This is a genomic window from Bradyrhizobium sp. (assembly GCF_030697065.1).
Classification (GTDB): Bacteria; Pseudomonadota; Alphaproteobacteria; order Rhizobiales; family Xanthobacteraceae; genus Bradyrhizobium.
In genome coordinates this window covers 1-13,662 of record NZ_JAUYQU010000242.1, presented here as the reverse complement: position 1 = coordinate 13,662, position 13,662 = coordinate 1, and the positions used below count along the sequence as shown (strand labels likewise).

The window sequence follows — 13,662 nt, the reverse complement described above, 5'->3', positions numbered from 1 at the left end:
GCTGCAAGCGCAGATCTTCATGCTGGATTTCCAGGCCGCGCGCTGGCTGATGGAAAAGGACGTCGCCAAACAGGCCGGCAACAATCATCCGACCAGCATTCCCACCGGGGTGTTCAAGACCTCCGACGGCTACATCAATATCGCCACTACGGGGGGGCGGATCTGGGAGCGTTTCACTCAGGCGATCGGCGCGCCGGAGTTCCTGACCAATCCCGATTATGCCACGGCGCCGGCGCGATCGAAAAACCGCGATGCGCTGAACGCGGACATCGGCAAACTCACCGTGAAGAAATCCACCGACACCTGGGTCAGCGAGTTGAACGCCGCAGGCGTGCCCTGCGGCCCGATCTATTCGATCGACCAGATGTTCGAGGACGACCAGGTCAAGCATCTCGGCATCGCCCAGGACGTGCCGAATGCCGAGAACCGTGAGATCCGCCTGGTCGGCCAGCCGGTCACGCTGTCGCGCACCCCGAGCAGGATGGCAGCGCGGCCGCCGGAGTTCGGCGAGCAGACCGAAGAGGTGCTGGCCGAATTCGGTTTTGACGCGGCAGAGATCGCGACATTGCGGCAGGCCAAGGTGGTGTAGGAAACGCTCGATTTCACCGGGGGCCGATCTTGACGGTGTGGGCAGCGCTATTTGCCCTTCCAGTTAGGCGTGCGCTTGTTGAGGAAGGCGTCCATGCCCTCGCGGAAGTCCTCGCTCATATAGGCGCGCAGGATCAGGTCCCGGCCCTCCTCGCGCGTCAGTGTCCGGCGGAGGCGGAGCACCGCTTCCTTGGCGGTTTCCATCGTGATCGGCGCGTGGCCGGCAATTAGTCTGGCGGTTTCAGCGGCGCGGCGCTGCAGCGCCTCAACGTCCCGCACGACTTCGTTGAGCAGGCCGAGCGCCAGCGCCTCGGGCGCCTCGATCAGCCGGGCTGTAAAGATCAGGTCCTTGGTCCGCGCCGGCCCGACCAGCGCGACGACCCGGCTGATATTGGACATCGACAGGCAATTGCCCAGCGTACGCGCGATCGGAAAGCCGATCCGCGTCGAGGCGGTGCCGATCCGGATGTCGCAGCAGGCGGCGATTCCCGCTCCTCCACCAGTGCAGGCGCCGGCGATCGCCGCGATGGTCGGCACCCGGACTTTTTCCAATGCGCCCAGCACGCGATCAATCCGCTCCTCATATTCGAGCGCATCCTCCGCGGTCTTGAAGGCGCGGAATTGCGAAATGTCGGTGCCGGACGCGAATGCCTTGTCGCCTGACCCGGTGAGGATCATCGCCTTGATCGAGCGGTCGGCATTCACGGTCTCGCAGATCGCCGCCATCTGCTCGTACATCGCAAAGGTCAGCGCGTTGCGCGCCTGCGGGCGATTGAAGGTCAGGTGGGCAATGCCGTCCTCGATCTTGTAGATCAGGTCTTCGGTGGCCGCTGTCGGGGCGTTCATCGCTGGATGTTTCTTTCTGCTATTCTACGTCATTGCGAGGAGCGCAAGCGACGACGCAATCCATCTTTCTTTGCGCGGCGATATGGATTGCTTCGCGTCGCTCGCAATGACGGCAGTTGGCCTGGCGCGTTCAGGCAACCGCCGCCTTGGTTTTCGGCATCGGTACGACGTCGCGTCCCTTCAGGACCTCCATGGCGGCAAGCACGCCGCCGCTGCGATGTGGCACCTTGGCGAGGTCGAGACCCATCTCGACGCCCGCCAGCGTGCCCATCAGCATCAGGTCGTTGAAATGTCCGATATGGCCGATCCGGAACGCCTTGCCCTTCAGCTTGCCGAGACCAGTGCCGAGCGACATGTCGAAGCTTTCAAGGACTACCTTGCGGAAGGCGTCGGCGTCATGTCCGTCCGGGACCATAGCCGCGGTCAGTGCCGGCGAATAGCAGTGCGGGTCGAGGCACACCAGATCCAGCCCCCATGCCTTGACCGCGGCGCGGGTAGCCGCGCCGTGTCGCATGTGCCGGGCGAATACGTTGTCGAGCCCCTCCTCTTCCAGCATCGCAATCGCCTCCTTCAGCGCGAACAGGAGGTTGGTCGCAGGCGTATAGGGGAAGGTGCCGAGCTTGTTGATCGCGATATGGTCGTGCCAGTCCCAGTAGGACCGCAGCGAATTGTTGGCCTTCGAGGCCGCCAGCGCCTTTTCCGAAACCGCGTTGAAGCTGAGGCCCGGCGGCAGCATCATGCCCTTCTGCGATCCGGCAACGGAGATGTCGATGTCCCAGGCGTCGTGCTCATATTCCAGCGAGGCGAGACCGGAGATGGTGTCGACCATCAGCAGCGCCGGATGGTTGGTGCGATTGAGCGCCTTGCGAACCTCCTGCGGATGGGTGACGCAGCTGGTCGAGGTCTCGTTGTGCACCACGCACACGGCCTTGATCTTGTGCTCCCGGTCGGCGGCGAGCCTGGCCTCGATCTGCTCGACGTCGGCGCCGCGGCGCCAGTCGGTGGGCAGAAATTCGACCTCGAGCTTGAATTTCTCGGCAATGCCGCGCCAAAGCACCGCGAACTGGCCGGTCTCGGCCATCAGCACCTTGTCGCCGGGCGACAGCGTATTGACGATCGCCGCCTCCCAGGCGCCCGTACCCGACGCCGGATAGATGATGACCGGCTGCTTGGTCCGGAACACGCGCTGGCAGCCTGCCAGCACGGCATGCCCCAACTCGGCGAATTCAGGACCGCGATGATCCAGCGTGGGCATGTCCATCGCCCGCAGCACCCGGTCGGGTACGTTGGTCGGGCCTGGAATCTGGAGAAAATGCCTACCAGTGTGCAGGGTCATGTGGCGTCCTTCCCGGGGTATTCTGGCTTCGCGAGCCGCTCGAATATCACTATTCGGCGGGCTTGTCGCCGAAGACGTTGCGGTTTTATCCCCTTGAGATCGCACACACTTCGATTCAGGGGCCGATTGGCCGGAACACGATTAGCTCCGATCTGCAGCCCGATGCACCTTTACCGGGTGATAGAGATATCCAGGCGCGGGAAATATCTCCGGTGCATCGTGAAAATATGAAGTGTATTTGGCGGGAGGAGTCGTGAAAGTGCCCGGCCTCAGATACGGGTCGGAAGGCGTATTGGAATAGTTCTTGCCCATCCGCGACCGAGGCGTAAATGGACCGTAGCCCCCCAGGTCCTCAATGGTAAGGCCGTAATGCATCGCGATCGTGGGATAGAGGGCTTCCGCGTGCCCCCGCCATTCCCCGCCTCGAACCGCTTCCGAATATTGCAGGATCATGCGTCGGGAGAAGCGGGCGATCGGCACGAACGAACGGATATATTGCGCCTGTGACACAACCGCGGGCGCTTCAAACGAAGGCCACCACATCCAATCCAAGGATTGCTTTTTTGTATAGAACGTCGTGCCGATTAAGTCAGCCTGGCTATCGGCCAGCGGGGCAAAGAACTGGTCCCAGTGCCCCGCATAGTCCACATCGTACTCGACGATCCAGACGTGTGAATAATTCGAAAGCCGCGGATTGAGCAGCACCGGCATATAGGTGAGATCGCAGAATCCCGGCACGATGGTGCCGCCCTTCAAGACCTTCTCGCGGTATCGGCCTGGAATATATTCCCGCTCGTCGGACGCGTACACCCTGAAGTCTGCTTGCGTCCGATGGCCAAGCGGGGCTTGGCTGTCTGGCGACACGTGGACGCACAAATATGCGTCGAGGTGAGACTTGCTTTCAGCTTTGAGGCGAAGAAAGTGCTTCCACACCTGTTCAGTTTCAATATGCGTGATCAACACTACTGCTTGCATGGGCCGTTTCGCTGTCCAGTCAATCCGCGGAGCGGCCGGCTCACCGACAACACTACACATGGCCACCAAGATGGCCGATCATGGCCTGAAACCTTGCAAAAGTTGAAGGTTGGATGCAAGCATGAAACCACTCCAAACGAGATCAAGCCGATGGCGGCAACGCGGGCCGAGAAGTCCCAGAATTCAGTTGAAAACGGCGCCCTTGCCGCACGACTGGCCCGGGAGATCACCGGGGACGTCTTCTTCGACCCCTTCAATCGCGGTCGCTATGCCACCGATGCATCGTTCTACCAGGTAATGCCGGCGGGGGTGGTGATCCCCCGGACCATGGACGAGGCGCTGCGGGCTCTTGCAATCGCCCGGGACGATGGCCGGATTGTCACGCCGCGCGGCGGCGGGACCTCGCAATGCGGCCAGACTGTCAACCACGGCATCGTGGTCGACTTTTCCAGGCACCTCAACCGCATCGTCTCGCTCGACGTCGAGAACCGCTCCTGCGTGGTCGAGCCCGGCATCGTGCTCGACGATCTCAACCGGCAGCTCAAAAAGCACGGGTTGTGGTTTCCGGTCGATGTCTCCACCGCCTCGCGCGCCACCATCGGCGGCATGGCGGGTAATAATTCCTGCGGCGGCCGTTCGCTGCGCTACGGCACCATGCGCGACAACACGCTGTCGATGGACGCCGCCCTGGCCGACGGCAGCCGGTTGCATTTCGGCGAGGTGAATTTCGGCGACGGGGGCGTTGCGCTTTTTCGCGATATGCTCGATCTCGGTGCACGCGAAGCCGCCGAAATCGCCGAAAGATTCCCGAAGGTGCAGCGCCGTGTCGGCGGCTACAATCTCGATGCGCTGGTGCCGCGCAATGCGCCGAACAATCTGGCGCACCTGCTGGTCGGCTCCGAAGGCACGCTGGCCTTTACCACCCAGGTCGAATTGAAACTGTGGCCGGTGATCCGCAACAAGGTGCTCGGCGTCTGCCATTTCGGCAGCTTTTACGAGGCGATGGATGCCGCCCAGCATCTGGTGAAGCTGCGCCCGATCGCGGTCGAACTGGTCGACCGCACCATGCTGGCGCTTGGGCGCGAGATCGCGATGTTTCAACCCATCATCGCGACCGCCATGCGCGGCGATCCCGATGCGGTGCTGATCGTCGAATTCGCCGAGGAGGATCAGGCCGAAAACCTCAGGCGACTGAAGCGGCTCGGCGAACTGATGGCCGATCTCGGTTTTGGCTGGAACCAGCCGCCACGCAAATGGGGTGGCGTGGTCGAGATAACGGAGCCACGCCTGCAAACCGGCATCGCCGAGTTTCGCGCCGCCGGCCTCAATGTGATGATGTCGATGAAGCAGGAGGGCAAGCCGGTCTCCTTCGTCGAGGACTGCGCGGTGCCGTTGCCGCATCTCGCCGACTATACCGCGCGGCTCAACGAGATTTTTGCCAGGCACGGCACCCGCGGCACCATGTATGCGCATGCCTCCGAAGGCTGCCTGCATGTACGTCCGGTGCTGAATCTGAAACTGGAGAAGGACGTCAAGGCGATGCGCGCCATCGCCGAGGAAACCTTCGCGATGGTCAGGGAGTACAAAGGCTCGCATTCCGGCGAGCACGGCGACGGCCTGGTGCGCTCGGAATTTCACGAGGTGATGTTCGGCCCGCGTATCATCGCCGACTTCCGGGAAATCAAGCAGCGCTTCGATCCGGACAACGTGCTCAATCCGGGCAAGATCGTCGACGCGCCCAAAATGGACGACCGCTCGCTGTTTCGTTATCCGCCGGACTATGGCGTCGGCGACTTCAAGACCGCGCTGGACTGGTCGGCCTACCCCGGCGCCGGCGGCGGCTTCCAGGGCGCGGTGGAGATGTGCAACAACAACGGCGCCTGCCGCAAGCTGGAAGGCGGCGTGATGTGCCCATCCTATCGCGCCACCCGCAACGAGAAAGACGTCACGCGGGGCAGGGCCAATACCCTGCGGCTGGCGATCTCCGGCCAGCTCGGGCCGGATGCGCTGGCTTCCGACGAGATGATGGACACGTTAAAGCTCTGCGTCTCCTGCAAGGCCTGCCGCCACGAATGCCCCACCGGCGTCGACATGGCCAAAATGAAAATCGAGGTGCTGGCGGCCAGAGCTGCCAGACACGGGCTCTCGCTGCGGGACCGGCTGGTAGGCTATCTGCCGCGCTACGCCGCTCTGGCATCGCGCCTCGCCCCGCTCGCCAATCTTCGCAATCGCAGCCGGTTGCTGCGAAGGCTGCTGGAGAAATTTGCGGGGATCAGCGCGAAGCGCGCTTTGCCGGAATGGCGGCGCGATGTATTCACGTCGGACGTCGAGGCGACCGGCCCGGCCGATGGCCGCGAAGTCGTGCTGTTCGCCGACACGTTCAATCGCGCCTATGAGCGCGAGAATCTCGATGCCGCGCTGCGTGTGCTGGTCGAGGCCGGATACCGCGTCCATATTCCGCGGCCCGCGGACCGGGGCCGGCCATTGTGCTGCGGGAGGACCTTTCTTTCGGCCGGCCTGGTCGACCATGCGCGGACCGAGCTGGACCGCCTGGTCGCGACCTATGGGCCGTTCGCGGCCCGCGGCATACCTATCGTGGGCCTTGAGCCGAGTTGCCTGTTGACGCTGCGTGACGAGTTGCTGTCTCTGCGATCGGATGAAGCGGCAAAAAGCATCGGCGCGCACGCACTGCTGTTCGAGGAGTTTCTTGTACACGAGGCCGAGGCCGGCCATCTCTCGCTGCCGCTCGGCGCCATCGCGGCGAAAGCCGTCGTGCATGGTCACTGCCACCAGAAATCATTCGGCGCGTTCCAGCCGGTCGAGCAGGTGCTTCGGCTCATCCCCGGCCTGACTGTCGAGACCATCGAGTCCAGCTGCTGCGGCATGGCCGGCGCCTTCGGCTACGGCGCCGACACCTACAATACCTCGATGGAGATGGCCGAACTGACGCTGCTGCCTGCCGTGCGGTTGGCGGAGGATGCAACCCTCGTTGTCGCCGACGGCACCTCATGCCGGCACCAGATCAAGGACGGCACCGGGCGCGGCGCCCTGCATGTCGCGCGTGTTCTGGCGATGAGCCTCGACAGCGCGCGCTCCACGTCCTATCCCTGCCCCATCACAAAGGAAACGATCCATGGCTGAACTAACCCTCGACGTCGCCCGCAAGATTCTCGATGTCGCGCTGGCTAAAGGTGTCGAGAAGAAACTGAAGCCCCTCGTCGTCACCGTTCTCGATGCCCGCGGTTGCGTCAAGATCTCCGCGGCTCAGGATGGCACCAGCCTGATGCGCAGCGAGATCGCCCATGGCAAGGCCTACGGCGCGCTGGCCATGGGCATGGGATCAAGGGCGCTGTTCCAGCGTGCGCAGGAACAGGCCTATTTCGTCAGCGCGGTGAACACGATGGCGCAGGGCCGGCTGATTCCTGTGCCGGGCGGCGTGCTGATCCAGGACGGCAGCGTCCTGCTCGGCGCGGTCGGCGTCAGCGGCGATACGTCCGACAATGACGAGATGTGCGCGATCGCGGGAATCGAGGCCGCCGGATTGAAGGCCAACGCGGGATAAACGGAAGTCCTGCAATTACGTTATGTAATCATTCGACCTCCGCTCACCAGCTTGGCGTTGACCCCGCCAAGCCCCCGCTGCACAGCCTGAGGGCGGTACACCGCAAGTGGTTCTGCGGCGCCACACTCATGCACTGCCATCACCTGTCCCGGTTACAGTTGATAAAGCCCGCGCTCAATGTAATCATTCTCCCGGTCCAGAGGATGGTGAAATCGTTGTGATGGGCTGAGGGCGGACCGCACGCTGAGGATCAAACTACATGACGGGCGCTGCCCATCCCACAGACTTCAGGCCCGTCGTCGCCTTGTTTTGCACCCGCGGTATGGAGGCTTTCCTGGCCAACGCAATTCAGGGAATTCTGCAAACCGGCGTCGAAGCCAGTCAGATTCATGTCGGCTGTCCTTTCAATGCGCTCCGAGCGGTAAAGGGGGTCACCACTCGGTACTCGACCGACATCCGGGTGATCGCCACCCAGGAGATCTCTCGGAACGCAGCGGAGGTGGAGGGGTACGCCAGCTTCGGAACGCCCTCGTTCACCGAGATCTCCTGGAAGAAGATCCACTTCATCAGGCAGTTGATTGGTCATCATTCGCATGTCGTTTACGCGGATCTGGACGTTTCCTGGATAAGAAATCCACTCCCCTACCTCATCGAGGTCGCCCTGGTCTTTCCGATCGCCGTCCAGACCGAAGGGCTGCCCCGATTCCCGCCTGCAATCTGCTTGGGATTTGTCTCGCTCGCGAAGTCGGAGCGTACGATCGCTTTCCTCGACTCCATGATCGATATCCATGCAGGCCAACTCGACAGCGACCGGCGCCTCGATGATCAGGCGGCCTGCCAATGGCTCATCGAGCAAGACGGCACTTGGTTACGCGACATCTGTTGCCTGCCCGAGTCGCTGTTCTTGAACGGGCTCGGATACCGGAGCTTGCAGAAATCCAACGAAACGCCTTATCCCATGGAAGGCGAGTTGCAGCCGTTCGTATTCCACGCCAACTGGACCATCGGAATCGAAAACAAGCGCAAGCTGCTTGCCAGCACCGGAACCTGGCTGGTCGGGGACACGCCGGTGGCGGATCAGACCGCGGCGCCGACCTCCACGGAACGGTCTCCGCTACTGACCGTCATTTACCCTGTTTTCGACGTCCGCGCCGATGTCGCCGACCGCATCCGGCTCTGGACCGAGGAACAGGATTTCGACAACGACCAGTATCGCTTCGTCGTGGTAGCCGGAGCCGACATGGAGCTCGACGAGGCTTCCCTGCAAGGAATTCTGCGGGACCAGGACCACATCCTGCGCGTGCCGGGTTGCGGACGCGAGGCTGACTACTGGAATGCCGGAGCGCGTGAGGCGACGACACCCTGGTTGCTCTTTGTCGAGGCGCATGGCCTGCCCAGCCGCTCCAGCCTTTCCGCGCTGGCCGCCTGGATCGCCGCAAACCCGGGCGGCGAGGCCTGCAACTTCCGGGTCGAAAACATCGATACCCATCGCGTCGCCACGCTCATGAAGCGTTGGTTCGCCGAGATCCAGGCCGGTTGGGCCGCCAGTTCGACGTGGCGACGCCTCCATCGTACCGCGTTCGCAATCCGGCGCGATGTATTCGAGGACGTCGGCCCGTTCCAGCCGGAATACGGGCAATTTGCGCCACCGCTGTATTCAGCACGGATGGATCAGTTCGGCTTTGCCATCTCGACGCTCCCGACTGCCGTCATCATGCATGACGATGCGCGGGAAATATCCGCTCACCACGCCGACACCGCAGATTATGTGCAAGGGGAAATGGCGGCGCGGAGCGCCAACGATCCGGTGTTCTTCGAGAAGTATTTCGGCCCCTCCCCGAGCCAGGGTCCGGACATGATCCTGTCTGCGCCGCATGCCCGCAGCATGCTCGTGAGCCTCGTGGCGGCCGCGCTGTACCGGCCGCGCGAAGCATTCAGGCTGTTCCGACAGGCCCTCGCCTTTGGACCAGCGGCACTGATCGGTCTGCGGAACCGGGCGCGACTGCTCGCTGCGCGGACCGGGGCGGACGAACTCATGGTCATGCACATGCCGCTTGCGCAAGCGACGATGTGGTCGCGATTCCTGGCGGCCCATGGACGCCTGATCCGGACCGAGCAGATGCTTTGGCTTGCGCGCCATCCGTTGCCATCCCTCCAGGCCCGGGAGAGCAAGAAACGATGGCCAACCTCCATCATCGGCCAGCGCGCGATCGTCGGCCTGCACGCCCTGGAATATCTTGACGAAGCGGCGTTTCGCTGGACCCACCCGGTTTTCCTGCTGCGACTCGCAATTGCCCGCAATGGTGTGCTGATGCTGGAAACGCGGAACCTGCGCCGCCATATCGGCTTGCCGGATATCATCGTTGTGGTCGGAGGACGGGTGCTATCGTCACAGCACCTGACGCTCGACGCCGCCGGAAACATCGGGATCGACGTCAAGGAACAATCGGCCAGCGACGTTGATGTCGTTGTCATCGTGCCGGAAATGTCCGAGCCGGCCGTCGACGGCAAGCCCGGCCGCCGGCTCGGACTGCCCCTGTTTTCCGTCGGTTTTGAGTCGGCCGATTCCAGTATGCAAGGCGAGTCCTAGCGATGTCACCATCCAAGAACGTTCTCTGGATCATGTGCGACCAGCTTCGCTATGATTATCTCGGTTGCACCGGGCACCCGACGCTGAAGACGCCGAATATCGATGCGATGGCCAGGCGCGGCGTGCGTTTCTCGAACGCCTATGTGCAATCGCCGATCTGCGGCCCCTCCCGGATGTCGTTCTATACCGGCCGCTACATGCGCTCGCATGGCTCGCACTGGAACGGCTGGCCGCTGCGTGTCGGCGAACCGACGCTCGGCGATCACCTGAAGCGGATCGGCGTACGCAACGTGCTGGTAGGCAAGACCCACATGACGCCCGATCTCGAAGGCCTGAAGATGCTGGGGATAGCACCCGACTCGGTCATCGGCGTTCATGTGGCCGAATGCGGTTTCGAGCCTTATGAGCGCGACGATGGCCTGCACCCGACCGGCAAGCCCCGCCCGAAATATGATGCCTACCTGCGGGAGCGCGGCTATGAGGCGACCAATCCCTGGGAGCATTGGGCCAATTCCGGCGCCAACGAAGACGGCTCACTGCAGAATGGCTGGCTGCTGGTGCATGCCGACAAGGCCGCCCGCGTGGCGGAACAGGATTCCGAGACGCCCTACATGACGCGGCGCGCGATGGATTTCATCACCGAGGCCGAAGCCGACGGCCGGCCCTGGTGCATGCACCTTTCCTACATCAAGCCGCACTGGCCCTACATCGCGCCCGAGCCCTATGCCAGCATGTACGGCCCGGCGGACATGCTGCCCGCGGTTCGCTCCGAGCAGGAGAAGCAGTCCGCACATCCGGTGTTCGCCGCCTACATGGATATGCGCTACTCACGCAACATGTCGCGGGACGAGGCGCGGGAGAAAGTCATTCCGACCTATATGGGCCTGATCAAGCAGATCGACGACCAGATGGGTGTGCTGATGGATTTCCTTGAAACACGCGGCCTGCTCGACACCACCATGATCGTGTTCACGTCCGACCACGGCGATTATCTCGGCGACCACTGGATGGGCGAGAAGGACCTGTTCCACGATGCCTCAGCCAAAATCCCGCTGATCGTGATCGATCCATCCGCAAGCGCCGACACCACGCGGGGCACAGTCTGCGACGCGCTGGTGGAGGCGATCGATCTGGCGCCGACCTTCATTGATTACTTCGGCGGCAGGCCGCCGGATCACATTCTGGAAGGAAGATCGCTGTTGTCACTGCTGCGAGGCGAGCAGCCATCGGATTGGCGCAAGGTGGTGTTTTCGGAATATGATTACTGCATGCAGGATGTCCGGCTGAAGCTAGATCAGCCGATCGAGCAGTGTCGGCTGTTCATGGTGTTCGACGGCCGCTGGAAATATATCCATGCCTCCGGCTTCCGCCCGATGCTGTATGACCTGCTGGAAGACCCGCACGAATTGACCGACCGCGGCGAAGATTCCTCCTGCGCCGATGTCATGGCCCGGCTGCAGTCGGCCCTGTTCGACTGGGCGCTTCACCCAAAGGGCCACATCACCACCAGCACAGAAAAGATCGCCGCCTATGCCGAGAAGCAGCTCCAGGTCAAAAACGGCGTCCTGATCGGGATTTGGGACGAGGCCGAGCTGTCGGCGATCCGGAAGAAGATCGGCCTCCAGGGGCAGTAGCGTTCAGGATTTTTCGCCATGGCCGGGCTTGTCCCGGCCATGCGACCTTCGACCTCATTTCGTGATCTTGTAGCCCGAGGCCTTGACGATCGGCTGCCAGAAGGCGGTGTTGCTGGCAAGTTCCTGGGTCAGGCCCTCGGGCGTCGACCCCACGGGAATCAGGCCGATCGCCAGCAGCTTCTCGCGCACCTCCGGCTTGGCAAGGGCTGCCGCCACCGCTTCGCTCAATTGCTTGACAAAAGCGGCCGGACTTCCGGCCGGCAACCACATTCCGTACCAGGCATCAGCGACCAGTTCGATCCCGTTCTCCTTCAGCGTCGGCACCTCCGGCAGGAACGGAGAACGCGCCGCGCTGCTCACGGCCAGAATCCGGACGCCACTGGCCCGATGCTGCGGGATCGCGTCCGCAATGGTGGTTACGCCGAACGGCAAATGGCCGCCGACGAGATCGTTGATGATCGGTGCACTGCCGCGATAGGGCACGCGGGTCATTTTCATGCCGAGCGCTTCTTCCAGCTTCAAGCCCGTGAAATGCGGAATGGTGCCGTTGCTCGGCACGCCATAGCTCGCCTTGTCCGAATTGGCTTTGAGCCACGCCACCAACTGCTTGAAGTCCTTTGCCCCGACCGTCGGGCTGGCCACGATGCCGAACTCGAAACGTGCGATCTGCGATACCGGCGCGAAATCCTTCGCCGTATTGAAGCTCGGCACCAACTCCACCATTGGCAGCAGATACATCGTCGGACCGGTCGTTATCAGAATGGTGGTACCGTCGGGAGTGGCATTCATGACGGACTTGATTCCGATCAGCCCGTCGCCGCCGGTGCGGTTCTCGACAATGACATTACGATCGAGCAGCGGGGCGATATGCTGCGCCACAAGCCGGCAGAGCGTATCGCCGCCTCCGCCGGCCGCGAAGGGAAACACGATCCTTGTCAGAGGCCCTGACTGGGCGAACGCATCACCCACCTTGGCTGACAGCCCCAGACCCGCGCATCCCGCAATGAAGCTTCGGCGATCCATGTTCCCCTCCCGGCAGATGATTTTCGGTCACTACACCAGACTGGCTCGAGGATTGAAAGCCCGTACCGTCACTTCCCGGGACCAACCAAGTCGTCCCGCCGGCTTGTTTATCTCGCGAAAATATCTTCTGATTTTCGGAATTTTTGATTGACGGCGAGGTAGAAACAGCTTATTATATAGCCATCCCGCCTTATCCAAGGGGCGTTGCGCAGTCCCCCGGACGGGATGCGGTGGACGCGGGTGGCGCTCCTGACGCGAGCACCTGAAGCGGATGGCGAAACCTGTGGCTTCGTCGCAGGAGTTATTCGTAATGACGTTCCTCGTCAGTGCGCCGCCGCTCACCTGCAGCGCGGACAAACTCAGTGTGGGTCATGAACCCAATGCAATTTCGCTGTTTCAGTATCGCTTGAAACCCGATCGATCACTTTCCTGGCCAGGACGGCTTGCGCTTTTCGCCAAAGGCCTTGAGGCCCTCCCTGGCGTCTTCGGTCATCGCCAGCAAGGCGATCTGGCTTTCGGTATAAGCGATGCTCTCGTCGAAAGACATCGCTGCAATGGCGCGCATGGCGTATTTGCCGCGCCGGATCGCGGTCGGCGACTTGTCGGCGATGCGGTCGATCAGCCAGTCGACCTTGCCGTCAAGCTCGGTTGCCGGGACCACGTAGTTCAGAAGTCCGGCGGCCTGCGCGGTTAGGGCGTCGAAGGGCTCGCCGGTCAGTGCCCACTCGTTGATCATGCGGCGCGGCGCGATTCCCTGCAACAGCGCCATCACCTGCATCGGGAACACGCCGACCTTAACCTCGGGCAATCCGAAAATCACGTTGTCGGCCGCAACCGCCATGTCGGTCATGCACAACAGCCCCATGCCGCCGGCCATGCAAACGCCACCGACGCGCGCGATCGCCGGTTTGGTGGCGTTCTGCGATAACCGCAGCAGATCGGCGTAATCGACGTTCGGCCTGGCAAAATCCATCGCGAAGGCGGCGCCGCTGTTCTGCAGGTCGGCGCCTGCGCAGAACGCCTTGTCGCCGGCCCCGGTCAGCACGATGACGCGCACGTCCTTGTCGTCATGCGCGTCGCGATACCCCCTGGCGATACCGGCGATCAC

The 13,662-nt window shown here is 62.5% G+C and carries 10 protein-coding genes; 5 read left to right on the top strand and 5 right to left on the bottom strand.

Features of this window, described 5'->3' with window-relative positions:
• A partial coding sequence (locus tag Q8R73_RS19105; RefSeq protein ID WP_305721110.1) for a CoA transferase occupies positions 1-589 on the top strand: 589 nt, incomplete at its 5' end.
• 47 nt (positions 590-636) lie between these two features.
• Here Q8R73_RS19105 and Q8R73_RS19100 read toward each other — a convergent pair.
• The 3 genes from Q8R73_RS19100 to Q8R73_RS19090 all read right to left on the bottom strand — a co-directional run bounded on the left by Q8R73_RS19100 (position 637) and on the right by Q8R73_RS19090 (position 3,745).
• Entirely contained in the window at positions 637-1,434 is a 798-nt protein-coding gene (locus Q8R73_RS19100; RefSeq protein ID WP_305721109.1) for an enoyl-CoA hydratase/isomerase family protein, read from the bottom strand.
• A gap of 130 nt (positions 1,435-1,564) precedes the next feature.
• On the bottom strand, positions 1,565-2,770 hold the full coding sequence (locus tag Q8R73_RS19095; protein ID WP_305721108.1) for an alanine--glyoxylate aminotransferase family protein: 1,206 nt from the start codon (positions 2,768-2,770) through the stop codon (positions 1,565-1,567).
• A 141-nt stretch (positions 2,771-2,911) separates the two neighbouring features.
• Positions 2,912-3,745: a hypothetical protein gene (locus tag Q8R73_RS19090; protein ID WP_305721107.1), complete on the bottom strand. Its 834-nt coding sequence runs from the start codon at positions 3,743-3,745 to the stop codon at positions 2,912-2,914.
• A gap of 150 nt (positions 3,746-3,895) precedes the next feature.
• On the opposite strand from Q8R73_RS19090, the gene Q8R73_RS19085 reads away from it, so the two are divergent.
• From Q8R73_RS19085 to Q8R73_RS19070, 4 genes are all read left to right on the top strand, one after another.
• Entirely contained in the window at positions 3,896-6,886 is a 2,991-nt protein-coding gene (locus Q8R73_RS19085) for an FAD-binding and (Fe-S)-binding domain-containing protein (protein WP_305721106.1), read from the top strand.
• A complete protein-coding gene (locus tag Q8R73_RS19080; protein WP_305721105.1) occupies positions 6,879-7,307 on the top strand; it encodes a heme-binding protein in 429 nt (142 codons plus the stop codon). The genes Q8R73_RS19085 and Q8R73_RS19080 overlap by 8 nt, the downstream gene beginning before the upstream one ends.
• Before the next feature lie 259 nt (positions 7,308-7,566).
• Entirely contained in the window at positions 7,567-9,897 is a 2,331-nt protein-coding gene (locus tag Q8R73_RS19075; RefSeq protein ID WP_305721104.1) for a putative nucleotide-diphospho-sugar transferase, read from the top strand.
• A 2-nt stretch (positions 9,898-9,899) separates the two neighbouring features.
• Complete coding sequence (locus Q8R73_RS19070) at positions 9,900-11,531, top strand: alkaline phosphatase family protein (protein ID WP_305721103.1); 1,632 nt, start codon at positions 9,900-9,902, stop codon at positions 11,529-11,531.
• Positions 11,532-11,585: 54 nt separating this feature from the next.
• On the opposite strand, the gene Q8R73_RS19065 is transcribed toward Q8R73_RS19070, so the two are convergent.
• Positions 11,586-12,554 (bottom strand): Bug family tripartite tricarboxylate transporter substrate binding protein, encoded by a 969-nt coding sequence (locus Q8R73_RS19065; protein ID WP_305721102.1) that lies wholly within the window; start codon positions 12,552-12,554, stop codon positions 11,586-11,588.
• A 421-nt stretch (positions 12,555-12,975) separates the two neighbouring features.
• Positions 12,976-13,662, bottom strand: a 687-nt coding sequence (locus tag Q8R73_RS19060) for an enoyl-CoA hydratase/isomerase family protein (RefSeq protein ID WP_305721101.1), incomplete at its 5' end; no start/stop codon positions are given.